At 60.5% G+C, this 25820-nt stretch carries 24 protein-coding genes, 4 tRNA genes and 1 pseudogene; 10 read left to right on the top strand and 19 right to left on the bottom strand.

The features are described 5' to 3' along the window. Positions 1 to 9: 9 nt before the first annotated feature. The 4 genes from lpxK to AB4O36_RS04255 form a co-directional block, all read right to left on the bottom strand. Positions 10 to 1020 carry a tetraacyldisaccharide 4'-kinase gene (gene lpxK / locus AB4O36_RS04270; RefSeq protein WP_460121901.1) on the bottom strand — a complete coding sequence of 337 codons (1011 nt, stop codon included), beginning with the start codon at positions 1018 to 1020 and terminating at the stop codon, positions 10 to 12. Continuing rightward, positions 1020 to 1451 carry an ExbD/TolR family protein gene (locus AB4O36_RS04265; protein ID WP_460121899.1) on the bottom strand — a complete coding sequence of 144 codons (432 nt, stop codon included), beginning with the start codon at positions 1449 to 1451 and terminating at the stop codon, positions 1020 to 1022. The genes lpxK and AB4O36_RS04265 overlap by 1 nt, the downstream gene beginning before the upstream one ends. After that, on the bottom strand, positions 1448 to 2086 hold the full coding sequence (locus tag AB4O36_RS04260) for a MotA/TolQ/ExbB proton channel family protein (protein ID WP_460121897.1): 639 nt from the start codon (positions 2084 to 2086) through the stop codon (positions 1448 to 1450). Before AB4O36_RS04260 ends, AB4O36_RS04265 begins: the two co-directional genes overlap by 4 nt. A 98-nt stretch (positions 2087 to 2184) precedes the next feature. Next, on the bottom strand, positions 2185 to 4407 hold the full coding sequence (locus AB4O36_RS04255; protein ID WP_460141123.1) for a DNA internalization-related competence protein ComEC/Rec2: 2223 nt from the start codon (positions 4405 to 4407) through the stop codon (positions 2185 to 2187). 136 nt (positions 4408 to 4543) lie between these two features. Here AB4O36_RS04255 and AB4O36_RS04250 point away from each other — a divergent pair, with 136 nt between their 5' ends. Continuing rightward, positions 4544 to 5062 carry a DUF2062 domain-containing protein gene (locus AB4O36_RS04250; protein WP_460141122.1) on the top strand — a complete coding sequence of 173 codons (519 nt, stop codon included), beginning with the start codon at positions 4544 to 4546 and terminating at the stop codon, positions 5060 to 5062. 60 nt (positions 5063 to 5122) lie between these two features. Here the strand turns inward: AB4O36_RS04250 and AB4O36_RS04245 are convergent, their stop codons facing one another. From AB4O36_RS04245 to AB4O36_RS04230, 4 genes are all read right to left on the bottom strand, one after another. After that, positions 5123 to 5902, bottom strand: a complete 780-nt coding sequence (locus AB4O36_RS04245; RefSeq protein WP_460121891.1) for an ABC transporter permease — start codon at positions 5900 to 5902, stop codon at positions 5123 to 5125. Next, entirely contained in the window at positions 5899 to 6831 is a 933-nt protein-coding gene (locus AB4O36_RS04240; protein ID WP_460121889.1) for an ABC transporter ATP-binding protein, read from the bottom strand. Before AB4O36_RS04240 ends, AB4O36_RS04245 begins: the two co-directional genes overlap by 4 nt. A gap of 133 nt (positions 6832 to 6964) precedes the next feature. After that, on the bottom strand, positions 6965 to 7588 hold the full coding sequence (locus AB4O36_RS04235) for a glutathione S-transferase family protein (protein WP_460121887.1): 624 nt from the start codon (positions 7586 to 7588) through the stop codon (positions 6965 to 6967). A gap of 43 nt (positions 7589 to 7631) precedes the next feature. Beyond that, positions 7632 to 8291 (bottom strand): transglutaminase-like domain-containing protein, encoded by a 660-nt coding sequence (locus tag AB4O36_RS04230; RefSeq protein ID WP_460141121.1) that lies wholly within the window; start codon positions 8289 to 8291, stop codon positions 7632 to 7634. A 248-nt stretch (positions 8292 to 8539) separates the two neighbouring features. Between AB4O36_RS04230 and AB4O36_RS04225 the strand changes: the two genes are divergently transcribed. Beyond that, positions 8540 to 10987, top strand: a complete 2448-nt coding sequence (locus AB4O36_RS04225) for an acyl-CoA dehydrogenase (protein WP_460121884.1) — start codon at positions 8540 to 8542, stop codon at positions 10985 to 10987. A gap of 74 nt (positions 10988 to 11061) precedes the next feature. Then, entirely contained in the window at positions 11062 to 11469 is a 408-nt protein-coding gene (locus AB4O36_RS04220) for a PA2817 family protein (protein ID WP_460121882.1), read from the top strand. A gap of 29 nt (positions 11470 to 11498) precedes the next feature. Here the strand turns inward: AB4O36_RS04220 and AB4O36_RS04215 are convergent, their stop codons facing one another. Next, a complete protein-coding gene (locus AB4O36_RS04215; RefSeq protein ID WP_460141120.1) occupies positions 11499 to 12467 on the bottom strand; it encodes a LysR family transcriptional regulator in 969 nt (322 codons plus the stop codon). A gap of 172 nt (positions 12468 to 12639) precedes the next feature. Between AB4O36_RS04215 and AB4O36_RS04210 the strand changes: the two genes are divergently transcribed. Then, positions 12640 to 13281: a LysE family translocator gene (locus AB4O36_RS04210; RefSeq protein ID WP_460121878.1), complete on the top strand. Its 642-nt coding sequence runs from the start codon at positions 12640 to 12642 to the stop codon at positions 13279 to 13281. A gap of 115 nt (positions 13282 to 13396) precedes the next feature. On the opposite strand, the gene AB4O36_RS04205 is transcribed toward AB4O36_RS04210, so the two are convergent. From AB4O36_RS04205 to AB4O36_RS04190, 4 genes are all read right to left on the bottom strand, one after another. Beyond that, positions 13397 to 13472 (bottom strand) — tRNA-Gly (locus AB4O36_RS04205). A gap of 3 nt (positions 13473 to 13475) precedes the next feature. Further along, a tRNA-Glu gene (locus tag AB4O36_RS04200) sits at positions 13476 to 13551 on the bottom strand. A 105-nt stretch (positions 13552 to 13656) separates the two neighbouring features. Further along, positions 13657 to 13732 (bottom strand) — tRNA-Gly (locus tag AB4O36_RS04195). Between the two features lie 2 nt (positions 13733 to 13734). Further along, positions 13735 to 13810, bottom strand: a tRNA-Glu gene (locus AB4O36_RS04190). Between the two features lie 393 nt (positions 13811 to 14203). On the opposite strand from AB4O36_RS04190, the gene AB4O36_RS04185 reads away from it, so the two are divergent. Beyond that, on the top strand, positions 14204 to 14956 hold the full coding sequence (locus tag AB4O36_RS04185; RefSeq protein ID WP_460121877.1) for a hypothetical protein: 753 nt from the start codon (positions 14204 to 14206) through the stop codon (positions 14954 to 14956). 174 nt (positions 14957 to 15130) lie between these two features. Here AB4O36_RS04185 and AB4O36_RS04180 read toward each other — a convergent pair whose 3' ends face one another. The 4 genes and pseudogenes from AB4O36_RS04180 to AB4O36_RS04165 all read right to left on the bottom strand — a co-directional run bounded on the left by AB4O36_RS04180 (position 15131) and on the right by AB4O36_RS04165 (position 19523). Next, the gene (locus AB4O36_RS04180) at positions 15131 to 15835 is read right to left on the bottom strand and encodes a methyl-accepting chemotaxis protein (protein WP_460126585.1); all 705 of its coding nucleotides are present in this window, start codon (positions 15833 to 15835) and stop codon (positions 15131 to 15133) included. Positions 15836 to 16039: 204 nt separating this feature from the next. Beyond that, positions 16040 to 16216 (bottom strand): annotated as a pseudogene (locus tag AB4O36_RS04175) (HAMP domain-containing protein); the annotation flags it as partial. A gap of 984 nt (positions 16217 to 17200) precedes the next feature. Beyond that, a complete protein-coding gene (locus tag AB4O36_RS04170) occupies positions 17201 to 18571 on the bottom strand; it encodes an aminotransferase-like domain-containing protein (protein WP_460141119.1) in 1371 nt (456 codons plus the stop codon). Between the two features lie 190 nt (positions 18572 to 18761). Next, positions 18762 to 19523, bottom strand: a complete 762-nt coding sequence (locus AB4O36_RS04165; RefSeq protein WP_460121873.1) for an SDR family oxidoreductase — start codon at positions 19521 to 19523, stop codon at positions 18762 to 18764. A 92-nt stretch (positions 19524 to 19615) separates the two neighbouring features. Between AB4O36_RS04165 and AB4O36_RS04160 the strand changes: the two genes are divergently transcribed. After that, on the top strand, positions 19616 to 19741 hold the full coding sequence (locus tag AB4O36_RS04160; protein WP_460121871.1) for a hypothetical protein: 126 nt from the start codon (positions 19616 to 19618) through the stop codon (positions 19739 to 19741). A 9-nt stretch (positions 19742 to 19750) separates the two neighbouring features. Beyond that, a complete protein-coding gene (locus AB4O36_RS04155) occupies positions 19751 to 20755 on the top strand; it encodes an NADP-dependent oxidoreductase (protein ID WP_460141118.1) in 1005 nt (334 codons plus the stop codon). Between the two features lie 129 nt (positions 20756 to 20884). On the opposite strand, the gene pyrF is transcribed toward AB4O36_RS04155, so the two are convergent. Continuing rightward, the gene (gene pyrF / locus AB4O36_RS04150; RefSeq protein WP_460126584.1) at positions 20885 to 21583 is read right to left on the bottom strand and encodes an orotidine-5'-phosphate decarboxylase; all 699 of its coding nucleotides are present in this window, start codon (positions 21581 to 21583) and stop codon (positions 20885 to 20887) included. 293 nt (positions 21584 to 21876) lie between these two features. On the opposite strand from pyrF, the gene AB4O36_RS04145 reads away from it, so the two are divergent. The 3 genes from AB4O36_RS04145 (at position 21877) to xopAW (ending at position 24461) form a co-directional block, all read left to right on the top strand. Further along, positions 21877 to 22635 carry a response regulator gene (locus tag AB4O36_RS04145; RefSeq protein WP_460121867.1) on the top strand — a complete coding sequence of 253 codons (759 nt, stop codon included), beginning with the start codon at positions 21877 to 21879 and terminating at the stop codon, positions 22633 to 22635. Then, positions 22635 to 23708 carry a sensor histidine kinase gene (locus AB4O36_RS04140; RefSeq protein ID WP_460141117.1) on the top strand — a complete coding sequence of 358 codons (1074 nt, stop codon included), beginning with the start codon at positions 22635 to 22637 and terminating at the stop codon, positions 23706 to 23708. Before AB4O36_RS04145 ends, AB4O36_RS04140 begins: the two co-directional genes overlap by 1 nt. A gap of 96 nt (positions 23709 to 23804) precedes the next feature. After that, on the top strand, positions 23805 to 24461 hold the full coding sequence (gene xopAW / locus AB4O36_RS04135; protein WP_460141116.1) for a XopAW family type III secretion system calcium-binding effector: 657 nt from the start codon (positions 23805 to 23807) through the stop codon (positions 24459 to 24461). A 304-nt stretch (positions 24462 to 24765) separates the two neighbouring features. Here the strand turns inward: xopAW and AB4O36_RS04130 are convergent, their stop codons facing one another. Next, positions 24766 to 25806, bottom strand: a complete 1041-nt coding sequence (locus AB4O36_RS04130) for an AI-2E family transporter (protein ID WP_460141115.1) — start codon at positions 25804 to 25806, stop codon at positions 24766 to 24768. Between the last annotated feature and the right edge of the window lie 14 nt (positions 25807 to 25820).

Raw genomic sequence — 25820 nt, 5'->3', positions numbered from 1 at the left:
AACAACGGTTTAAGGCAAAAGACGAGCCGGCAACAGACGCATCAACTGCGTATCGAACCAGGCCACGAAGGCCGGCGATGGCGCAGCATCGACCGTCAGATACCACCAATCGGCGGCGGCGAAGGCACGGCACTTCACCGCGTCCTTTTCCGTCATCACCAAGGGCAATGACGGTGTGAAATTCAAGGCCTGCACGCTGTATTCGGCGTGGTCGGCAAATGCATGAGGAACAGGTCGCCAGTGTAGCGTTTCGAGGGTTGTGAAGAAACGCTGCGGGTTACCGATCCCGGCAACGGCGTGTAACGCCTGGCCGTTCGGGAAATGATCGAGGGGACGCCGTTCGCCATTCTGCAGGTTGACCAGTGCGGTGGGTTGCAAGGTGAAGGCAAATCCGTCCGCCCGGTCATCGGCAGCGCCGTTGTACAGCACGGCGTCGACGCTTTGCAGGCGCTCGACCGGCTCACGCAGCGGCCCGGCGGGCAGGCAGCGTTTGTTGCCCAGGCCACGGGCAGCATCGATCAAGACCAGTTCTAGGTCGCGAGCCAGGCGATAATGCTGCATGCCGTCGTCGGACAGGATCAGATCCAGCGGTTCACTGGCCAGCAACGCCTTGACCGCGTTGCTGCGATCGGGATCGATCATCAGCGGCACCCCGGTGCGCTGGACGATCAGCAGCGGTTCGTCACCCGCCACGTCGGCGTCCTGATCGGACTCGACCCGCCACGGCAGTTGTGGCGGCTTGGCACCATAACCGCGACTGACCACACCGACCCGCAGGCCACTACGCTGGCAATGCTTGATCATCCACAGGATCAGCGGCGTCTTGCCCGTGCCGCCGACGGTGATATTGCCGACCACAATGAGCGGCACCGGCGGCTGATAGATCTCACCCTCGCCTGCCAGGAAACGCTCGCGCTTGCGCGTGACCACACGCCGATACAGCCATTCCAGTGGCTGCAGCAGTTTCAGGGCCGGGTGCCCCTGGTACCACGCGGCGAGCAGGCGATCGGACATGGCCATCAGGGCGCGGGCGGCGCCGCCTCGACTGTGGTCATGCGCAGGTGGCTGAAACCCAGTTTGCCGGCGGCGTCCATCGCGGTGATCACCGACTGATGCTGGGTCTTGCCATCGGCGCTGATGGACAGTGGCAGGTTGGTGTCGCCACCGGACTCTTTCTGCAGCGCATCGATGAGGGTCGCCAGATCGCTTTTTGGCAGGATCTGGTTGTTCAGCGCGAACACACCCTCAGCGTTGATGGTGAGGTCCAAGTGCTTGGCCTGCTCGTCATCGGCCGACGCACCGGTGACCGCCTGCGGCAGCTCGACGCGCAGTTGGGTTTCGCGGGTGAAGGTGGTGGTCACGACAAAAAACAGCAGCAGGATAAACACCACGTCGATCAATGACGCGAGGTTGATGTCCACGTTCTCCCGTTGCTTGCGACGGAATTTCACGCTTTTTTACCCTCGTACAGATCCACGTCGCGATCGCCCTGTACCACTTCAACCAACTTGATCGCTTCCTGTTCCATGCCCACCACCAATTCATCGATGCGTCGTTGCAGGAACCGGTGGAAGAACACCGACGGGATGCCGACCATCAGGCCCGCTGCGGTCGTGATCAGGGCCTTGGAAATACCACCGGCCAGCACGGAAGCGTTGGTGGTCATGCCCGTGCCCATGAAGGCGCTGAAAATGTCGATCATGCCCAGCACCGTGCCCAGCAAGCCCAGCAGCGGAGCCATGGCGGCGATGGTACCCAGCGCATTGATGTAGCGTTCGAGTTCGTGAATGACCCGCGCCGCCGCTTCTTCGATGCACTCTTTCATGATCTCGCGACCATGCTTGGAGTTGGCCAGGCCCGCGGCCAGGATCTCGCCCAATGGCGAATTGGCGCGCAGTTCCTTGAGCTTCTCCTTATTGAGTTGCTTGTCCTTGATCCACACCCAGACCTGGCCGAGCAGATGCTCAGGCGTCACACGGCTGGCGCGCAGGGTCCACAGACGCTCGGCGACAATCGCCATGGCCGCGATGGAACTCAGAATGATCGGCAGCATCATCCAGCCGCCGGATTTGACCAATTCCCACACAGTGTCAGTCCCCTCGAAAAAGTGCGCCACTCTAACATAGGGGGTGGGCGCACCGAAGACCGTGATGTCGCATCCGGTCGTTCTTCGATCCCCCCTTTTTATGGTGCGGCCCGCCAGAAGCGCCGTTGTTGACGCATCGTCCAGGCCGGCTCGAAACGCCCGAGCCGCAGACGAATGGCGCCCTGCTCAGCGCTGTCGTGGACGGTCATGCCACGTTTTCGATACCGGGCCATGACCGTGGGATGTGGGTGGCCGAACGAATTACCGTTGCCGCGCGAGATCAACACCGATTTGGGTTGCAGCGCGGCCAGCAGTGCCATGGACGAAGAACTGCGGCTGCCATGGTGCGGTGACTGCAACCAATCGGTGGGCACTGCCAGTGGGCTGTCGAGCAAGGCGCGCTCGGCCGGAACGTCGATATCACCGGTGAGCAGCAGGCGCTCACCATTGGCTTCGACCTGCAGCACACAGGATTTTTGATTGCTGCCCGCCGCCTCGGCCCATTGCCATAGTTGAAAGCTCACGCCGTCCCAATCCCATCGCTGCCCGCTTTCGCAGGCTTGCGCGTTCAGGGTGACGGGCAGCGCGAGCGGGTCGCCGCTGAGGACTCGTGCCACCGGCAATCCATTGGCAATCGCCCGCGCCCCACCGGCATGGTCGGCGTCGGGGTGGCTGATCAGCATCAGGTCGAGCTGGTCCACACCCAGTTTGCGCAACGTTGGCAAAACCACTCGTTCGCCGAGGTCGAAATCACCGAAGCGCGGCCCGGTATCGTACAGCAGGGTGTGATGCCGGGTGCGTATCAGGATTGCCAGCCCCTGGCCGACATCCAGTTGCCAGACTTCGGCAATGCCTTCAGGGAGCGTTGGCCTGGGCGGGAAAACCAGCATCAGCAACAGCGGCCATCCCAGTGGGCGCAGCACAATGCCACGGGGCAGCAACAGCAGCAGCGCGCCCAGGCTGCCCAGCCCCCACGCCCAAACTGGAATGGCCACCGACACCCACGCGGGCACGGGGTCCGCGAGCAAGCCAAGGCCCCAGAACAACCAATCGATCAACCCGCCTGCCAGCCACAGTACACTTTCGCCCACCAGGGGCACAGGCAACAGCAGCGTGCCGAGCAAGGCCAGCGGCAACACCAACAGGCTGATCCAGGGCACCGCCAGCAAATTGGCCAGCGGGCCGCTGAGGCTGACCGGCAATCCCAGTATCAGCAGCAACGGCCCAAGGCCGAGGGCAATCAACCATTGCGCGCGCGTCCAGGTTTGCCACCATCGCCAGGGACCGAGTCGGCCGCCGAAGGTAAAGATCAGCACCGCCACCGCCGCGAACGATAGCCAGAAACCTGGCAGCAAACTCACCAGGGGGTCCAGCAGCAACACCGCGTCGAGCGCCAGCAACAAGGGCCACCAGGCGCCGAGGTGGCGAAAACGCAGGCGCCATAACAGCACCAGTCCGATCATCACGCAGGCCCGTCGCACTGGCACTCCGAACCCCGCCAACAGCCCGTAGGCCAGCGCTGCGGCAAACGCCAGTGCGCAGGCCCAGGGTAACCACGGTAAAAGGTTCGGCCAGAGCCCATAACGCGCCAGCCCGGCAATCAACAGGTACACCATGCCCGCCAACAGGCCGATGTGCTGGCCCGAGATCACCAGCAGATGCACAGTGCCGGTGTCTTGCAATACTTGCCAGTCTTCACGATCCAGCCCGGCGCCATCGCCCAGCACCAGGGCCGTCAACGCACCGGTCCGACCCTGGGCATCCACCGCCTGCAAGCGTTGGCGGACAGTGTCGCGCCAGGCCCAACGGGCTTCAACAAGGCGCTGGCCATCCTTGATGGTACCGGTGGCGCCGATGCGTTGCGCCAGCAGCCAGGCGTCGTAATCGAAGGCATGCGGGTTGAGCAGCCCGGCCGGACGTTTCAATTTCACCGCCAGGCGCCAGCGCTCGCCGCTGCTGATCGGTGGCCCGCCATACCAGGCCAGACGCATCATTCGAGGCATCCTGGCCTCCCGCGAACGTACGTCAATCAATTCGAAACGCACCACCGCGTCGCTGCTCTGGGGCAACCCAACCACGCGCCCCTCGACCCAACGGGTTTCCCCGTCGAGGTCCGCCGGCAATCGATCATCCAGCGCCCACTGTGCATTCGCGCAGGCCCAACTGAAGCCAAACAGGAAAAACGCCAACGGATAAGTCCTGAACGGCAACCACATCAAACCCGCCACGGGCAGTACCAGCCACAACCCTGCCGGCGGTAATACCGGCAAAAAGCGCAGGGTCAGCAGCCCCAACGCCAGCGCCATCATCCCTGTGCGCATAAGCCCGTCCTTGAGAGTCCCCTCCCTAGTGATAGCCGGCTCACGGCACGAGCGTGGTCAATAATTGTCACAAACTCTGAATGGGCGACTCGTAGAATCCAGACATACTTGCAGCCTTAACCGACCGAGAAGCCTTATGCCCCGGCGCTTATTCAAACGATACATGCCAGACCCGACCAGCATCAGGGAACATCAATCCTTACGCTTTCTCGGCACCCTGCTGCATGACCCGAACCTCTGGCACCTCAACCGACACTCGGTGGCGCGGGCGATGGCGGTGGGTCTATTCGCGGCGTTCCTGCCGATTCCCATGCAGATGCTGGTGGCGGCCGCCCTTGCCGTACTGGTGCGCGGCAATATGCCGATTGCTGTCAGCCTGGTCTGGCTGACCAATCCGATCACCATGCCAGCGGTGTTTTTCTGCACGTACCAGATGGGTGCCTGGCTGATGAATGTGCCCGCCCGGCACTTGCCCGACGAGCTGACATGGGAGTGGATCAGCGGCGAATTGTCGACGTTGTGGCAGCCATTCCTGCTGGGATCGGTGGTCACAGGACTGTTGCTGGGCGCGCTCGCCTATTGCCTGGTGATGATGTACTGGCGCTGGTGGGTCAGCCGGCAGTGGGCGCGGCGCAAGAAAAAGCGTATGCAATGAACACAAAAGGCCTCCATCTGGAGGCCTTTTCAATGGCACAACGCAACCCCTGTAGGAGCGTTAAGTCCGCATCCCCCGCCCACTCACGAGCAACCGCGCGCAGCCGATGTACAACACCACCGTGGCCACCAGCATGAACGTAATCGCCACACTGATCCTGATGTCCGAAACGCCCAGGATTCCGTAGCGGAAAGCGTTGACCATGTGCAACACCGGATTGGCCAGCGATACCGTCTGCCAGAACGGCGACAGCAGCGAGATCGAATAAAACACCCCGCCCAGGTAAGTCAGTGGCGTCAGCACAAAGGTCGGGATGATCGAAATATCATCGAAGTTGCGTGCGAACACCGCGTTGATGAAGCCCAGCAGCGAGAAGATCGTCGCCGTCAGCACCACCACCAGGATGGTGAGCCCCAGGTGATGCACCTGCAAGTGGGTGAAGAACATCGACAGGACCGTCACGATTAGCCCGACCATCAACCCGCGCAGCACGCCGCCCAGGGTGAAGCCGATCAGAATCGTATGCGGTGACACCGGCGACACCATCAATTCCTCGATGGAACGCTGGAACTTGCTACCGAAGAAACTCGATACCACGTTGCCGTAGGAGTTGGTGATCACCGACATCATGATCAGCCCGGGCACGATGTACTCCATGTAACTGAAGCCACCCATGTCACCAATCTGCCGGCCAATCAGGTTGCCGAAGATCACAAAGTACAGAACCATCGTGATGGCGGGCGGCAGCAGCGTTTGTGGCCAGATCCGGGTAAAGCGCCTGACCTCACGGTAAACGATGGTGTTGAGGGCGACGAGATTGGGTCGCAGCTCGGAATTCATACCGCCACCTTCGACAGATTTTTCTCCACCAGGGACACGAACAACTCCTCGAGGCGATTGGTTTTGTTACGCAGGCTCAGCACTTCGATGTTCTGCTGCGCCAACTGGGTGAACAGCGCCGTGATACCCATGGTCTTCTCGACCTGGACTTCCAGGGTATGCGCGTCGAGCAATCGGCTCGGGTAACCGAGCAACTGCGGCGCCACGCTCAGGGCGTTCTTCGTGTCGAGCAGGAACGTCTCCACATGCAGCTGGCTGAGCAGCTGTTTCATGCTGGTGTTTTCGACGATGGTGCCGTGATCGATGATACCGATGTGGCGGCACAGCTGCTCAGCCTCCTCCAGGTAATGCGTGGTGAGGATGATGGTGATGCCTTTCTGGTTCAGCTCGGTCAGGAACGACCACATCGAACGGCGCAGTTCGATATCCACCCCCGCGGTCGGCTCGTCGAGGATCAACAGACGCGGTTCATGAACTAGAGCGCGAGCGATCATCAGGCGCCGCTTCATGCCGCCGGACAGTGAACGCGAAGGTACATCGCGCTTGTCCCAAAGGCCGAGCTGCGTCAGGTACTGCTCGGCGCGCTCCTTGGCGACTTTCGGCGGAATGCCGTAATACCCGGCCTGGGTCACGACGATGTCGAAGGTCTTTTCAAACTGGTTGAAGTTGAATTCCTGCGGCACAACGCCAATGGAGCGCTTGAGCTGCGCAGGATTCTTGTCCAGGTCGTGGCCAAAGATGTTCACCGTACCGCTGGTCTTGTTCACCAGGGTGGAGAGAATGCCGATGGTCGTGGATTTGCCGGCACCATTGGGGCCGAGCAAGGCGAAAAAGTCACCCTCGGCGACGTCCAGATCGATACCACTCAGGGCCTGGAAACCGTTGCCGTAGGTTTTGGTTAGCTGCCGGATGGACAGAGCGGAACTCATATCGGATCTACGCACCAAGAAGGGAAAGAAGGAATAAACGAGGGTGGGCGGCGCACAAGGCAGCCACGGCACATGAGTGCAATGGTGCTTGTCGCCGCCAGACAAGTACAGTGAAGTGTGTCGATAGTAAGTATTAAGTCAACGCGGTCATGACCGCTTTTTTGTACGCTGGACGCTCTTTCAACCGTGCATACCAGGCCTGCAGATGAGGTTGCGGCGCACGCTCGATCGGCATCTCGAACCAGGCATAAATAAAACTGCCGAGGGGGATGTCGCCCATGCCGATTTCATCACCCGACAGGTACGGTTTCACGGCGAGCGCCTCATTGGCCATCGACAACAACGTGTCGCATTCCTTGATCGCGGCGTGGATCGCAGGCCAGTCCTGTTGCTCGGCCGGCGTGCGCAGGACACCCCAGAACACGGTTCGGAACGGGCCGGCAAAACTGGAAGTGGTCCAGTCCATCCATTTATCGGCGAGGGCACGCTGCTTCAGGTCGGCCGGATACCACGCGGTGCCACCGGCATGCAGGGCCAGGAGGTAACGTACGATGGCGTTGGACTCCCAGAGTACAAAGCCGTCATCTTCGATCACCGGCACTCGCCCATTAGGATTCATCGCGCGGTATTGCGGCGTATCGACCACACCAAAGGCGCCACCGGCGTCGATGGCCTCATAGGCCAGGTTCAGCTCCTCGGCGGCCCACAAGGGTTTCCTGACATTCGACGAATTTTTCCGACCCCAGATCTTCAGCATGTCTGCCTCTTTATGGATGAATGCGCAGGCAGCATACGCTGGATCAGGCGCGGCTCAAATCGCTCTGCATATCACCCAGCAGCAGCGGCAGTTCATCGCTGAACAGATGCGGGTAGCACTGTTGCAGATGCTCGAAGAAGAAGGTTTCGGGTACGTCGGCGAACTGACCGTGATCGACCAGATACTCCATCAGTTGCTCACCGTCACGATTGAAAGGGTGGAAAACGCTATCGTTGATGCCATCGAATTCCAGCGGCGCCACGTTGAACAGTTCACACAATTGCTGGTTGAACGCCGGCGTGGCCTTGACCCAGGCGCCGTTCAGGTACAGCTCGGTATAACCGTGCATGGCGAACACATCGCTTTTGAGCAACGCCAGTAAGCGAGGGGTCGACAAATGGTTGCGAACATCGGCCAGGCCAATTCGCGCGGGGATGCCGCAATGACGCGCGGCCCCCGCCAGCAATGTGGCTTTGGGCACACAATAACTTTCACCGGCGGCCAGTGCATAACTGCCACGCAAGCTGTGCGGATCACGACTGAATGTGTAAGGGTTGTACCGCACAGCCTCGCGCACCGCGTAGTAAAGATTGATGGCCTGCTCGAGCGGATCGCGCCGGCTGCCACGGTGTTTCTCCGCGAACTCCACGACCGACGGGTGGTCACTATCGATGAAGCGACCGGGATTCAAATACTCGTGCATGCGATTGATCTCCTGGGGGTGCCCCCGAGTCTAGCGACAGGCTCAGCACAGAGATAACGACGTTTCGGCCAAACTTGGACGCTTTGCCGCCCGCTCTCGAACGATTGGTGTGATCCGCTGCCAACCGCTCCTACAAACTCATCGAAGGTTTCTCACGATTTCTGTCTCACCGCTCTGGTCAACCTGTTCGGCCGATGCCGTCTAAGCTCTGAAGGTTGTTTTTGCCCTTGTTTCACGGAGGATTAAATATGCTGCTGTTGTGGATACTGGTTCTGGTTGTCGGGATTGCGTATTTAGCCCACCGTCGCGTCGCCCCCCTGCCCGCCTTGTGTATCGTTGCCGTTTATGTCGTGGCGATGGGCGCCTTCAGTCGCGCGCCTGGCTGGCTACTGCTGATCTTTTGGCTGCTGATCGCCGCTGTCGCAGCGCCCTTGCTGTTGCCTGACCTGCGTCGCAAATTTTTCAGCGCGCCGCTCTTCGACTGGTTTCAGAAAACGCTGCCGCCCATGTCCGAAACCGAGCGAGATGCCATCGACGCCGGCACGGTCTGGTGGGACGGTGAACTGTTCAGCGGCCGCCCGGACTGGGACAAACTGCTGTCCTACCCCAAGGTGCAATTGACCGAAGAGGAGCAGGCGTTCATCGACGGGCCGACTGACGAACTCTGCGCGATGGTGACCGACTGGCAGATTGGCCAGGACATGGACCTGCCCGCCGAAGCCTGGGCCCACATCAAAAACAACGGCTTTTTTGCGCTGATCATTCCCAAGGAATACGGTGGAAAGGGCTTCTCGGCCTACGCCCACTCCCAGGTGGCGATGAAACTGGCCACCCGCAGCGGCGACCTCGCCTCAACCGTGATGGTTCCGAACTCCCTTGGCCCGGCAGAGCTGTTGCTGCACTACGGCACCGACGAACAACGCAACCATTACTTGCCACGCCTGGCCCGTGGCGATGACATCCCCTGTTTCGCCCTCACCGGACCACTCGCCGGCTCGGACGCCGGTGCAATGCCCGACACTGGCATCATCTGCAAAGGCCAATGGAACGGCGAGGAAACCCTCGGCCTGCGCCTGAACTGGGAAAAACGCTACATCACCCTCGGCCCGGTCGCCACCCTGCTCGGCCTGGCGTTCAAAGCCTATGACCCGGACCATTTGCTGGGCGATGAAGTGGACCTTGGCATCAGTCTGGCGCTGATCCCCACCGACACGCCCGGTGTGGAAATCGGCCGTCGACATCTGCCGCTGGGCGCAGCATTCATGAACGGCCCCAACGCCGGCAAAGACGTGTTCATTCCTCTGGACTTCCTGATCGGCGGCCAGGAAATGCTCGGCAAAGGCTGGATGATGCTGATGAACTGCCTGTCGGTGGGGCGGTCGATTTCGTTGCCGGCAGTCGGCACCGGTGCGGCAAAATTCACCAGCCTGGTGACCGGCCAATATGCGCAGATCCGCGAGCAGTTCAACGTGCCACTGTCGGCGTTCGAAGGCATCCAGGAAGCCATGGCGCGCATCGGCGGCAATGCCTGGATGATGGACGCAGCGCGGATGCTCACCGCCAACGCGGTGGACCTGGGCGAGAAACCGTCGGTACTGTCGGCGATCCTCAAGTACCACCTCACCGAACGCGGCCGCGAATGCATCAGCCACGCCATGGATGTCCACGGTGGCAAGGCCATCATCATGGGGCCCAACAATTACCTGGGGCGCAGCTGGAATGGCGCACCCATCTTCATCACCGTGGAAGGCGCGAACATCCTCTCGCGAAACCTGATGATCTTCGGCCAGGGTGCGATCCGTTGCCATCCTTTCGTCCTGAAAGAAATGGCCTTGGCCGGTCGCGAGGACAAGCAGCAAGCCCTCACCGAATTCGATGGATTGCTGCTCAGGCATATCGGGTTCGCCGTGAGCAATGCGGCCAGTACGTTGGTACTCAACCTGGGCTTCGGTCACTTCGAGAGGGCGCCAGGCAACAAGCTCAGCCAAGGCTACTTCCGCGCCCTCAACCGCCAGGCAGCCGCTTTCGCCATGCTGGCCGATTTGAGCATGATGCTGCTGGGCGGTGAGCTGAAGCGCCGCGAACGCCTGTCGGCACGCCTGGGAGATGTACTCAGCAACCTGTATCTGGCGTCGGCCGCACTCAAGCGTTATCACGACCTGGATTCTCCCGAACACATGGCGCCTCTGTTCACCTGGGCCATGGAAGAAAGCCTTGGGCAGTCCGAGCGAGCCCTGGATGAGTTGCTGACCAACTTCCCCAACAAAGTGCTCGGTTGCCTGCTTCGGGTCATCGTGTTCCCGTTCGGTCGCCGTCACAAAGGCCCATCGGACAGGCTCGGCGCCGAAGTGGCAGCGGTGATCGGCCGGGCGAAGGGTGATCCAACCCTGGAAGAATTGCTCGGCGGCTGCTTCCGCCCACAATCGCCCGTTGACGCCGTGGGCGCGCTGCAACACGCCTGCAACCTGTTGAACGCGGCGCAACCGGTGCATAAAAAGTTGCACGTGGCGCTCAAGGGCGGTCAGTTCAAACCGCTGGCTGGGGAACACGTCATCGACGCGGCGCTGGAGGCTGGTGTCTTGCAGCCCATGGAAGCGCATAACCTGCGTGAAGCCGAAGTGGCGCGGCGCAAGGTGATCGATGTGGATGATTTCGACAAAGAAGAGTTGGCACCGACGCCAGGGAAAGTCCGCTGATCCTGCCAACCATGTAAAAACGGGCGCGGGAGCTTTATACTCCCGCGCCCGTTTTGCTCTTGAGGACTTATCTCGTGTCCAACGTCGTTGCCGATCATCTCGTCTTGCTTGACCACTTGCGCAGCATCCTGGTCGCCGTGGGTGAGGCCGAACAGGTTCCCGAAGAAAGCCATGCCCTGTTCCTGGAGCGCTTCGACGAACTGCGTGCATCGCTGCCGATCGATCCGATCGAAAGCCAGTACCTGGGCCAGGACATCCTGTGCCAGGTGATGACCCGCTACCCACAGATCGCCCACCTGGTCCCACGCGACCTGTTGTGGTACTTCGCCGGTGACTGCCTGCACTACATGCCCGACGACGAAATCGACCTGTATCAGGCACTGGAAGAACGTCGCTACGAGGCAGAACAGAACGACGAACCGTTCGACTGGCATCAGGAAAAACAGTTGCTGGCGATGTCGAACGACGACAGCAAGCACTGACACCAAAAGGCCCGCATCGCGGGCCTTTTTTATTGGAACTCTGGCCGACGGGGGGCGGGTTGTTTGCCGGGTTTGCCCAGTGTCGGCTCTTTCTCAAGGCATTCCACCAGATAATCGATCAACACCCGCAGCTTCGGCGGCAGGTAACGAGTGGGCGAATGCAGCAGCCACGCACCGCCGTGGTATGAGGCGAGAAACGTCCAGTCTGGCAGCACCTGTACGAGCAAGCCCTGCTCCAGTGCATGACGCGCGGTGAAATACGGCAGGCTGCCAATCCCGATGTGCTGCAACACTGCACCCAGACGCACCCCGGTGTGATTGGCGGCATAGCGCCCGCGCACGCCAACGGTGACAGCCTTGGTGCCCTTCTTGAATTTCCAGCGTGCATCACTTGGCGTTTCGCCCAGGTAGATGCAGCTGTGATTGAGCAGGTCATGGGGATGAGTTGGCGTGCCATGCTCCGCCAGATACTGCGGTGTCGCACACAGCAGGTGATCGATGGTCAGCAATTGTCGCCCTACCAGCCCCGCAGGTGGATGATCGGTGATGCGAATCGCCAGATCGACGTGATCGTCGATCAGATCCACCTGGCGATCCTCGAGCAACAACTCCACATCCACCTTGGGATAACGCCGCAGAAACTCCGGCATGTGTGGGTGTATCACAAATCGACCCACTGCCTTGGGCACGCTGAGACGGACCAACCCTTGTGCTTCATCGGTGAACTGGCCGCTGATTTCCATCACCGATCTGGCGGCGTTGACCATCTCCTGGCAACGCTTGAACACCTCTTCGCCACCGTCGCTCAGGCGCAATTTACGTGTGGTGCGTTGTAGCAAACGCATGGCCAGCGCCTTTTCCAGGCGCGAAATGCTGCGGCTGACCGCCGACGGTGAACTGCCCAACTGACGTGCAGCCTCGGAAAAGCTCCCGGTCTCGACAACCTTGACGAAAATGGCCATTTCACCGAGTAACGGCAGGGGAAGATTTATGCTCACGACGCAACAGTCCTTTGATGTTTGAACGGATTATCACGCAATTGCACGCTTCATATAATGAAATACATAAACGTGAGTGAGAGCATGGAATATGACGCTTCGCCTCTTTTTCCATAGTGATGACCTCAAGGCCGACGTGGAAGTGCTTCACCCCTGACCTCATGGAGCTGAGATGCAGTTTTCGATTTACCTGGGAGAATTCCTGGCGTTGGCGACCATCCACTTTCTGGCCGTGGTCGCCCCCGGACCCGATTTTGCAGTCACCATTCGCCAAAGCGTACGTTTCGGACGTGGCATAGGAATCTGGACCGCCTTGGGCATTGGCGCTGGCATTTCCGTGCACGTGCTCTACACCGTGCTGGGGGTTGGCGCACTGATGCACACCCTGCCCTGGCTGTTGACGGTGGCCAAGATCATCGGCGGCGCCTACATCCTGTACCTCGGTGTCAGCCTGTTACGCAGCCAACCGAAGACAGTGCTCGAAGGTGAAAAGGAGGGCCATGAGCCGGCTGTCGAACAAACCCGGCTCAAGGCGTTCACCACAGGATTTCTGACCAACGCGACCAACCCGAAGGCCACGTTGTTCTTCCTGGCGATTTTCACCACCCTCATCAGCACCTCGACACCCCTTGTCATCCAGGCGCTTTACGGGTTGTGGATGTGCTTCGTCAATGCCCTGTGGTTCGTCATTGTCGCGCTGTTTTTCTCCAGCAACCGAGTGCGAGTGCTGTTCATACGTATGGGACACTGGTTCGAACGCACGATGGGGGTGATGCTGATTCTGTTCGCAGGGCGCCTGATTCTGTCGATGTAAAGCAGCGCCCACGCAAACGGCCCGCTCAGCCTGACTGACGGGCCTTTTTTTCCGGCCTGGAGACGAATTGCAGACAAACAAAAACGCCGCTCAATGAGCGGCGTTTTTGTGAATTTGGAGCGGGAAACGAGACTCGAACTCGCGACCCCGACCTTGGCAAGGTCGTGCTCTACCAACTGAGCTATTCCCGCAAATGGCGTCCCCTAGGGGACTCGAACCCCTGTTACCGCCGTGAAAGGGCGGTGTCCTAGGCCACTAGACGAAGGGGACACGCTACCCGGAACACATGGTGTGTGTTTCGGTGTCCAGATCCCGCATCCTAAGATTGGGTTCTGGTTTCACTCAGTATCACCCGAAAGCAACACTGTTTAAAATTGGAGCGGGAAACGAGACTCGAACTCGCGACCCCGACCTTGGCAAGGTCGTGCTCTACCAACTGAGCTATTCCCGCATTGGCGTCCCCTAGGGGACTCGAACCCCTGTTACCGCCGTGAAAGGGCGGTGTCCTAGGCCACTAGACGAAGGGGACACACGTACAACATTCACTGCCTGCCGCGTTTCGCTGTGTGCTTTACGCTGCAAGTGGCGCGCATTCTATGGATGGATTGAAGGGTCGTCAACCCCCGAATATAAATTTATTTAAATCAATGACTTCGCCCCGCTTTGCGCCACGATTCAGGCTTTTTGCTCGCCCGTGGTTTGGCGCCTATATTCTGACACTCGCCAAGACGTTATAGTCCACCCATGAAAAACATGATGGCAATGTGCAATTTGATTGTGCCTGCTTATATAAGAAGCGTTGCGGTCGATACAGTGACAAGCGCATTCGATCCAACCCGTCGAGCGGCCCTATGCGGCCCCATGCCAAGCCACTAAACTCGCTCGCGAATCCCATAAAGAGGTCTTACCGTTGACTCCACTCATGATCACCCTGCTCGTCGTAGCCGGGATAGCACTTTTGATCGCCATTGGGTACATGAACCATGTGGTGGAAGCCAACAAACTGGAACGGGCTCGTACCAAGGTCGAACTCAATGACCGTTTGCGCCGCTGCGGCGAGATCACCGAGACCTTTCCGGGCCAGTTGATGACCCCGGCCCTCAAGCTGCTGTTGACCCGCCTGGAGCTGAACGTCTGCCAGCGCCTGTTGAACCTGGAAAAAACCAGCGCCAACCTGAAGTCCCGGATCAACGAGCTGAGTACGCTGATCGGCCAAGGTGAATCGATCCCGGTCAACAATCCGCCCGCACCGATCCAGACCGAAGCCAAGGCCAAGGATGTTCGCTTCCTGCTCGAGGCCCTGCACGGTCAGATCACCCGTGCGGCACAGGATGGTTTCCTGCCGCCAAACGAGGCCAAGCGCTGGATCCGCGAAGTTCGCCACATCCTGGTGTTGTTGCACATTGAGTTCTTCAACAACCTGGGCCAACAGTGCCTGCAACAAGACCAGCCTGGCCAGGCACGTCTCGCTTTCGAACGCGGCGTGCAATACCTGCGCAAGCAACAGGAACCGCAGGTCTATGCCGAACAACTCGAATACCTGGAAAAACTCCTGGCCCGCGCCAACGCCCAGGTCATGGACCAACACGCGCAGTCCGAAGACGAGGCAAACCAGTTGAACGAAGGCCTCAAGGAAGTCGAGGCGGATTGGAAGAAGCGCGTGATCTACGACTGATTCATGGCTCGGATGCTCGCACAACGGCCGCACCGAAGCTGAATGAGCGAGCATGTCGCAGCGTCGTGATGGTCATCAACGATTATGCGGGCTGTCTGAATGCCCGCGGTGCCTGGGCTACCATCGCGACGGTTCGACGCCCCGACAAGCCCGCTCCTACAGGAGCGGGTTCAGCTACAACCTGAAATGCCCCACCATCCCCTTAAGCTCACTGCCCAATTGCGCCAGCTCGATACTCGACGCTGCGTTGCCCTGCATCGCCAACGATGACTGATCGGCACTGGCGCGGATGCTGGTCACGCTGCGGTTGATCTCCTCGGCCACGGAGCTCTGTTCCTCGGCGGCTGCGGCAATCTGCTGGTTCATCTGCTGAATCAACGACACTGCCGAAGCGATACTGCCCAGAGCGCTCTCGGTCTGGAGCGCATCACTGACCGCCAGCTTCACCAACTCGCCACTGCTCTGGATCTGCTGCACCGACGACTGCGCCGCCGCGCGCAAGGCGCTGACCAGGCGCTCGATTTCCTCGGTCGATTGCTGGGTTCGCTTGGCCAGTGCCCGGACTTCGTCGGCGACCACTGCAAAGCCCCTGCCCTGCTCACCAGCCCGCGCAGCCTCGATAGCCGCATTGAGCGCCAGCAGATTGGTCTGCTCGGCAACACTCTTGATCACGCCGAGCACGGCACCGATGTTCTGGATTTCCGCACTCAGGCTCTCGATACTGGAACTGGCCGAGGACGCCGAATCCGCCAGTTGCTCGATCCGCGCCATGCTCTGACGTACCACGGCCTGGCCACTCTCGACTTTGCCGTCCGCTGTCTGCGCCGCCAGTGCAGCCTCCTCGGCATTGCGCGCCACATCATGTACCGTCGCGGTCATCTGGTTCATGGCCGTGGCGACCTGTTCGGTTTCCTCTTTCTGGCTGCTGACCTCCAGATTGGTCTGCTCGGTCACCGCCGACAGCGACTGAGCGGAGCTGGCCAACTGCTCGATACCCGCCTGCAGACCGCTGACGATTGTGCTAAGCCCCGCCCCCATCTGCTGCATTGCCTGCATTAACTGGCCGATCTCGTCCCGGCGAGTCACCTCGATCGTGGCGCTCAAATCGCCTGCCGCGATCTGCTGGGCAACGCCGATCACTCGACGCAACGGCCCTACGATCAAACGAGTGATGACCAATGCCGCAATCAACCCGACCAGCAAAGCCAATGCCGACGAAGCGATAATCAGCAGCGCGTTCTTTTTCAGCTCGGTCTGCATCGATTGGTCTTCGGCGACGTAAGCCTGGTCAACGCGCTCCATCACTTGGGCCGCGCGCTGATTCAACTGCCCGTAGACGGTTTTTTCCTGGGCCAGAAGATCTGTATATTCCGCGAGTTTTTCACTGAAACCGCCGATATGCCCCACCACTTCATTGAGGACCGTCAGGTAACCCTCATCCTTGACCGTGGTTTTCAGTTGCTCGGCCTGGGCCAGCGCCTGATCGGCCTGTTCGATCTTGCCTTGGGCGCTATCATCGCCCTTGCGGCTTTGATCCAGGCGCATACGCGCTTCGTTCATGGCCTGCAGCATCAGTCGCGATACCTGGCTGACCTGACTGGCCTGCTCGATGAACTGGGCGCCGTCCTTGCCTTCGGAATCCTTCAGGGTGTAGGCGCCATCATCAGCGAGGCCCGATTGCAGCACATCGAGATTATTGGCGACGCTGGACACCGACCAACTGGCCATTTCCAGCGCCAGATCCTTGGCTTGGCTGAGCGAGACAAACTCGTCAAAGGCCTTGCGATAAGCCGCCAGGGACTGCTCGACATCGTTCATCACCGGGACGTTGGTCGGTGACTGTTCCTTGAGCTGATTAGCCAAGGCAATCAGCCCATCGACGCCCTCGCGCAGGGCTGTGGCAACTTTTGGGTTGCCATGCAAGGCGTACTCCTGCTCGAGCAGACGCACCTTGAGCAGGCCGCTGTTAAGCGACGACATCTGCTTGAGACCATCGAAACGCTGACTGATGGTCTGCAGGGACCAGATGCCAATGGCGGCGACCAATGCCGTCAACAACAGCACCAGCACAAACCCGATACCCAGTTTTTTCGCCATACCGAGGTTGGCAAAACGTCCTTGCACGGCCGAAATCATTGCACTGAGTCCCCTGACATAGTCTGTAGACGCAGATTCGCAACGGGCCTGTGTCAGCACAAGTCTCTGACGTCGGAATAATGGCAAAAAGCTACGCCAACGTCGTTTTCAGAACGCTTGAGGTCGATCCGAAGCGGTGGCCTGAAAGAACGCCCGGGCTCGGGGGTCGCAGGCACACGCTACATTGATACGCTGCCAGTCGCTGGCCTCGTCCGCAGGGCTGAACGCCGTGGCGGACGACAACAAAACCCCAAGGCGCTGGGCGTGCTGCCGCATCTGAGCGTAGTTGGAGAAACGAGGTCTCGCCCAGATAAACAAGCCGCCAACGGGCTTGCCGAAAACCTCCCAGTCGGCATCGTCCAGCAGATGCAGCGCAACCTCGCGGTCATGCCGCAGACGCTGGCGCAAGCGCAGCAGAAGCTTGCGGTAGGCACCACTGGCCAGCAAACACGCCAGCACCGCTTCACAAAACCCGGAAGCCCCCAGGCTGCTCACCCGCTTGAACTCGGCCAGACGCGATATCACCTCGGCACTGGCCATCACAAAGCCGACCCGCAATGAACTGCTGAGCGTCTTGGAGAAGCTGCCGACGTAGATGACATCCTCATCAAGCGCGGCCAGCCGGGTGCCGGGGCTTGCGTGCAGGTCGGCGTAGACGTCGTCTTCGATCACCTGCACGCCGTGACGCCTGCTCAGTTGCAGGACCTGTTGTGCCACCATCGGAGCCAGATTGCTGCCCGTCGGGTTGTGATAAAAACTGTTGATGAACATCGCTCGCGGCTTGTTCTTTTGAAGCAGCGCCTCGAGCACCTCGATGTCAGGCCCGCGTGGTGTACGCGGGACTTCGATCATCGACACCCCCTGCAACCTGAGCAACTCGAACAGCTGAGAGTAGCCGGGACTTTCGACCACCACGCAGTCCCCTGGCTTGAGCAGGACTCGTGCGATCAGGTCAAGGCCCTGGCTGGCGCCGGCGGTGGTCATGATGCGTTGATCATCTGCGGCAATGCCCAATCGATTCAAGCGTTTGCCAATTTGGCGACGCAATGCCGGCAGCCCCAGTGGTGTGCTGTAGTTGAACAGGCTCGCCATGTCAGTGCGGCTGACCTCGCGAATCGCGTACGTCAGATCATCCGTCTCCCGCCAGCTCTCGGGGAGTCCACCGCCTCCCAGGGATAATTCACCCGCCAACGGCTGCAACTCCATACCCTCGAACCAGGGTGGACCTGCGATGGGTAACGGGGGCGTCGCAACAATGAACCGACAGCCATGACGCGAGGACAACATGCCCTGCGCGACAAGGCGATCGCACGCTTCGACCACACTGGACTGGCTGAGCAGATTGATCCGGGCGATCTGCCGGGCGGAGGGCAGACGCGTTCCCGGCTCAATGGCACCCTGGCGTAGCCAGCACGCCAGCGCATCGACGATTTGTTGCACGACGGGCACCAAAGCCTGTCGATCAATTCTCAATTCCATGAGCAAGCAAACTCCTGTTCGTTTGACCGAATCAGTAAATCACAAGCGCGCTCAATGGGTTGTGCGACAACGCCGCCAAAATTGGCGGTTCTAACCATTTGAAACAAAAATGCGGCGAAGAGGACATCCCTGTGGAAGCGAGCTGGCTCGCCTCACAGAAGGGGAGAAAAAGGCGGTGAGCAGCGTCGCGTCAGAAAGCGGTGACGCCCCCGTCCACTGCCAGTGAATGCCCGGTGGTAAAGGCTGCACCATCGCTGCACAAGTACAGCACGGCGCTGGCAATTTCCTCGACCTTGCCGATGCGCCCCACGGGATGCATGGCATTGGCGAACTCGCCTTTTTTAGGATCCGCTTCATAGGCGCGGCGGAACATATCCGTATCGATGACTGCCGGGCACACCGCATTCACACGGATTTTCTTCTTGGCGTATTCGATGGCCGCCGATTTGGTCAGGCCGATCACCGCATGTTTCGATGCCGCATAAATGCTCATCTTCGGCGCGGCGCCGAGGCCTGCGACCGAGGCGGTGTTGACGATCGCACCGCCGCCCTGGGCCAGCAACAGCGGCAACTGATATTTCATGCACAGCCAGACGCCTTTGACGTTGACGCCCATGATCGCGTCGAACTCATCGACGGTGCCTTCCGCCAGTTTGCCTTTTTCGATCTCGATGCCGGCATTGTTGAAGGCATAGTCAAGTCGACCATAGGTCTTGACCACCTCATCCATCAGATTTTTTACATCGCTTTCCAGCATGACATTACAGCGCACAAAGGTCGCTTCACCGCCGGCGGTGCGAATCAGCGCCACGGTGCCTTCACCACCTGCGGTGTCCATATCCGCCACCACCACGTTCAAGCCTTCGGCAGCGAACGCCTGGGCGGTCGCTCGGCCGATACCATTGGCGGCCCCCGTTACGACAGCAACCTGGCCGGAAAACGTCATGCTCATTGTTTTGTCCTCGAAGTGATGAACGCGTGGCCCCAGTCTAGTCACAGGTTTTACTTGCACGGCAGCACTATCAGAAGGCCAGTTGGGTTCCCATGAGTGCCAGTGATGAAACCAATGCTCCAATTATCACTGCACTGGATCAGCCTGCATTCGCCGTATCAGCCAAACTTGCGACCTTGGCCCTGAAGGTCTATCAACAAGGCTTCATTCGCCTTTGAGTGCCTGTCATGACTTCCCAGACCAATCGTCAGTTCCTGCTCGCCAAACGTCCGGTGGGCGCGGCTACCCGCGAGACATTCACCTATCAGCAAGTACCGGTCGGCGAACCGGGTGCGGGTCAGATCCTGGTCAAGAACGAGTACCTGTCCCTGGACCCGGCCATGCGCGGCTGGATGAATGAGGGCAAGTCCTACATCCCGCCGGTGGGCATCGGCGAAGTCATGCGCGCTCTGGGCGTCGGCAAGGTCGTGGCCTCGAACAACCCGGGCTTTGCGGTCGGGGACTACGTCAATGGCGCACTGGGCGTGCAGGATTACTTCCTGGGTGAGCCGCGCGGGTTCTACAAGGTGGATCCGAAACTGGCGCCACTGCCGCGTTACCTGTCCGCACTGGGCATGACCGGCATGACCGCCTACTTCGCCCTGCTCGACGTAGGTGCACCCAAGGCCGGCGATACCGTGGTGCTGTCCGGCGCGGCGGGTGCGGTTGGCAGCATTGCCGGACAGATTGCCAAGATAAAGGGTTGCCGGGTCGTTGGCATTGCCGGCGGTGCGGACAAGTGCAAATTCCTTGTCGAGGAACTGGGTTTTGACGGCGCCATCGACTACAAAAGCGAGGACGTGCTCGCCGGCCTGAAGCGCGAGTGCCCGAAAGGCGTCGACGTGTACTTCGACAACGTCGGAGGCGACATCCTCGATGCGGTACTGAGCCGCCTGAACATGAAGGCACGCGTGGTGATCTGCGGCGCCATCAGCCAATACAACAACAAGGAAGCGGTCAAGGGCCCAGCCAACTACCTGTCGCTACTGGTGAACCGCGCGCGGATGGAAGGCTTCGTGGTGATGGACTACGCCGCCCAGTTCGCCGCTGCCGGCCAGGAAATGGCGGGCTGGATGGCCCAGGGGCAGCTCAAGAGCAAGGAAGACATCGTCGAAGGACTGGAAACGTTTCCAGAGACGCTGATGAAGTTGTTCAGCGGGGAGAATTTCGGAAAGTTGGTGTTAAAGGTGTGATCCGACACTCGGATTGATCACGCCCCTGTAGGAGCGAGCTTGCTCGCGAAGCGCTGTGTCAGGCTACTGTGTTGCCATCTGATACACCGCTATCGCGAGCAAGCTCGCTCCTACAGGGGGGGGATGGGGTCAGGCCAGTTCTGCAACGACCGCCGCCAATGCCTTCGACGGATCCGCCGCCTGGCTGATTGGACGACCGATCACCAGATAATCGGAACCCGCATCCAACGCCTGGCGTGGGGTCAGGATGCGGCGCTGATCGTCCTGGGCACTGCCGGCCGGACGAATCCCCGGTGTCACCAGTTGCAGCGATGGGTGCGCCGATTTCAGCGCCTGGGCTTCCAGCGCCGAGCACACCAACCCGTCCATCCCGGCTTTTTCCGCCAGCGCTGCCAGGCGCAGTACCTGTTCCTGCGGTTCAATGTCCAGACCGATACCCGCCAGGTCCTCGCGCTCCATGCTGGTCAGCACCGTCACGCCGATCAACAGCGGCTTCGGCCCGGAGCGCTTGTCCAGCTCTTCACGGCAGGCGGCCATCATGCGCAGGCCACCGGAGCAATGCACGTTGACCATCCACACGCCCATCTCCGCTGCGGCCTTGACCGCCATGGCAGTGGTGTTCGGGATGTCGTGGAACTTGAGGTCCAGGAACACTTCGAAGCCCTTGTCGCGCAGGGTGCCGACGATTTCCGCGGCGCAACTGGTGAACAGCTCCTTGCCAACCTTGACCCGGCACAGTTTTGGGTCCAACTGGTCGGCCAGTTTCAGCGCGGCGTCACGGGTGGGGAAATCCAGGGCGACGATGATAGGAGTCTGGCAGGCGGACATGTGTGGGCTCTCAGGCAGGACGAAATCGGCGCGCATTGTAGCGGAACCAGCGCGGCAGCGGGACCCGATGATCGGTAAATCATCGCCCGCGCCCCGGCAAGATTAGCCCTTCAATCGATTGTGTCGAGACCGATACACTCACGACACGCCCACAACACCCACGCCCGCTACCCTCGGCAGCCGCAACACGTCCTTACAGCACTTCCCGCCTCAGGGCCGGACGCCTATGCTGGAACCACAACCTCGCAGCCCATCTTTGTGGTTGGCAGCCTGAATGGCAGATGAACGCACGCATGCACAGCACTCAAGCCCCCTCGAACGACGATCAAAAAGCGCCCGGCGACGACAAACGCTGGAGCATCCGGGCACTGATCGTCGACGATGACGTTCCGATCCGTGAACTGATGATCGATTACCTGGCTCGTTTCAACATTCACGCCAGCGGGGTCACCGATGGCGCCGCCATGCGACAGGCCTTGCAGGCGGAACATTTTGACGTGGTGGTGCTCGACCTGATGCTGCCCGGTGAGGACGGTCTTTCGCTGTGCCGCTGGCTGCGTGCCGAATCGGATATCCCGATTCTCATGCTGACTGCACGATGCGAGCCGACCGACCGCATCATCGGCCTGGAACTGGGTGCCGACGATTACATGGCCAAGCCCTTCGAACCGCGAGAACTGGTGGCGCGCATCCAGACCATTTTGCGCCGCGTGCGTGACGACCGCACCGAACAGCGCGCCAACGTGCGCTTTGACAACTGGCGTCTGAACAGTGTGCTGCGCCAGCTGATCGCCGCCGATGGGCTGGTGGTGCCGTTGTCCAATGCCGAGTTTCGCCTGCTGTGGGTGTTCATCGAGCGCCCTCGCCGGGTGCTCAGCCGAGAGCAACTCCTGGACGCGGCACGCGGTCGCTCGATCGAGGCCTTTGATCGAAGCATCGACCTGCTGGTGTCCCGCCTGCGCCAGAAACTCGGGGATGACCCGAAAGCGCCACAATTGATCAAGACCGTTCGCGGCGAAGGCTATTTGTTCGACGCCCGGGATATCGGCTGATGCGAGCGCGCTTCGATACGCTGTTCGGTCGCCTGTTTGGCGTGCTGTTGCTGGCGATCATCCTGGCGCACCTGCTGGCCTTTGCCTGGTTTCATCACTACGGTCCTCCGCCGCCACCGCCGCCGCCCGGATTCGCCGAAGGCTTCGACGGCCGTCCGCCACCGGATCCACGTTTCGAGAACCGACCACCGCGCCCCTGGTTCGGCGGGCCGTTGGTGCCGCTGACGTTCCAGTTCGTTTCGCTGATCATTGCAGCCTGGTACGGCGCCAAACTGCTGAGCCGACCGATCCAGCGCCTGAGCGACGCCGCCGAACGCCTGAGTGAAAACCTCGACAGCCCACCGCTGGACGAGTCCGGCCCCCGGGAGGCCAGGCAGGCCGCGTCGACTTTCAACCTGATGCAGAAACGCATCATCGGGCAAGTGCAGCAGCGTTCGCGCATGCTTGGCGCGGTTTCCCACGACCTGCGTACTCCGTTGTCGCGGCTCAAGCTGCGCCTGGAACAGATCGACGACAACAGGCTGCAAAGCCAGATGCGCCAGGATCTGGACGACATGATCAGCATGCTCGACGCGACCCTCACTTATCTGCACGAACAGCGCACCAGCGAAGCCCCTCAGTGGATGGACGTGCAGGCATTGGTCGAGTCCCTGAGTGAAAACGCCCAGGACCAGGGCGCCGATGTCCAGGCAAACGGCCACTGCGCGCCCCTGCAGGTCCAGCCCATGGCCTTGCGCTCGTGCATCAACAATTTGATGGATAACGCCCTTCGTTACGCCGGGCAGGCGCGGATCGAACTTGAAGACAGCCGCGAGCAGCTGATCATCCGGGTCATCGACCATGGGCCGGGAATCGCTGCGGATAAACGCGAGGCCGTGTTCGAACCGTTCTTTCGCCTGGAAGGTTCGCGCAACCGTAATTCCGGTGGTGTCGGCCTGGGCATGACCATTGCCCGCGAAGCAGCGGAACGCCTGGGCGGGCAATTGACGCTGGAAGAAACGCCGGGCGGCGGTTTGACCGCCGTCATCCGCCTTCCCCGCATGGGAGCAAGCCCTCTCCCACCTTGTGTTTAGCGATCGGTACAAACCTCACACACCCACGACAAACAGCTCCCCGACTCTGCACAAGCCGGTGCACCCGCCGGTTTTCCATTCCAGGGAGTGAGCCCGATGATCGGTAGCGTCAGCAACTATATGAGCTATACCAGCAGCGTCACCAGTACCAGCAATGCCCGCAGCCAGCAGTTCCAGAAAGAGCTGCTGGGCAAACTCGACACCAACAGCGACGGCTCGGTGGATCAGGATGAGCTCAACAACGCCCTGTCGCAGAAGTCCGACGATGGCCTGTTGGTCAGCCTGAGCAAGAATTTCGCCGACCTGGACAGCGACGAAAGCGGCAGCCTGAGCAGTGAAGAAATGGCAGCGATGGCACCCCCACCGCCACCACCCCGTGATCAGGCACCGGACACCGAGCTCGCTGACGCGCTGATCACCGCGCTGGACACTGATGGCGATGGCGCCATCAGCAATGACGAGTTGACCACCGGTTTGACCAGTGCCGGCAGCAGCGCCGACAGCAGCGAGATTTTTTCGGCCCTGGACAAGAATGAAGACGGCGTCGTCAGCAAGGACGAACTGGCCGCCAGCCTCACCCCGCCACCCCAGCAAGCATCCAGTGAAGACGCGTTCAGCCAGCTCGATACGGACAGCTCCACTGATCAAGCGAGTGTGACCCAGGCGCTGGAAAAAATGATCGCCAACCTGAGCAAGCAGTATTCGCTCGACAACGTCGCCACCGTGGGCAAATACCTCAACGTGGCCACGTAATCCCCGGCGACCTGACGACCACCGCGAGCAGGCTCGCTTCTACAGAGGTCCGCGTTCTCCTGTGGGAGCGGGCATGCCGAGGCGTCGAACCGTCGCGATGGTCGTCAACGATGACGCGGGCCGCCTGAATGCCAGCGTTGCCTGATCCTCCATCGCGAGCAAGCTCGCTCCTACAGGGACACCACCGGATCTGTAGGAGCGAACTTGTTCGCGATGGAGGTCAACGATGACGCGGGCCGCCTGAATGCCAGCGTTGCCTGATCTTCCATCGCGAGCAAGCTCGCTCCTACAATGGGAGGCGTTTTCAGGGTTTTGCCTGGCTCTTGCTCCAATCGTTCAACAGGCTGTACGCCACCGCCAGTAACGTCGGGCCGATGAAAAGGCCGATGAACCCGAACGCAATCAACCCGCCGAACACCCCCAGCAACACGATCACCAGCGGCAGGTTGCCGCCACGGCTGATCAGGTAAGGCTTGAGCACGTTATCGACCCCACTGATGATGAACGTGCCCCAGATGCCCAGGAACACCGCCATCCCGTACTCGCCTTTCCAGGCCAGCCAGGCCGTCGCCGGAATCCAGACCAAGGGTGGCCCCATGGGAATCAGGCTGAGCAGGAAAGTGACGATACCGAGCACCAGCGCGCCCGGCACGCCGGCGATGAGGAAGCCGATCAACGCAAGGATTGCCTGGGCTGCAGCCGTGCCGATCACGCCGTTCACCACTCGCTGCACAGTACCCGCCACGAGTTCGATGTAGTAACCGGCACGATCACCGATCAAGCGCTGCAGCAAGCCATGGACGAAGGCGGCCAGGCGTGGCCCGTCGCGATAGAAAAAGAACACGAAGACGATGCTCAGCGTCAGCTCCAGAATGCCGCCGCCAATCTGCGCGCTGCGCGCCAGCAACCAGTTGCCGACCTGCCCCAGATAGGGTTTGAGCGACGCCAGCAATGCCGCACCTTGCTGGTCGATGCTGTTCCAGACCACCATCAGCCGCTCGCCCACCAGCGGAACGCCGCCCAGCCAGTCCGGCGCCTCGGGCAGGCCTTCCATCTGCACATCCTTGATGAATGCCGTGGCGTCGCGCACATGATCCGCCAGGTTGAAACCCAGCCACACCAACGGCACCGCCACCAGCAGCATCCAGCCCAGGGTCAGCACTGCCGCCGCCAGGGATTCGCGGCCGTTGAGCCAACGGGTCAGCAACAACATCAAGGGCCAACTGGCGAACGCGAGCACCGCGCCCCAGAACAACGCCGACCAGAACGGCGCCATGACCCAAAGGCTCGCGCCAAACAGCACCAGGAGCAGGATCTGCACCAACAGCCGATCGTTATTGATCATCCGGATCTCGAAAA

The sequence above is a fragment of the Pseudomonas sp. S2_E01 genome (assembly GCF_054668365.1).
Note: the sequence above shows the minus strand (reverse complement) of the source record. Positions and strands in the feature narration are given on the sequence as shown.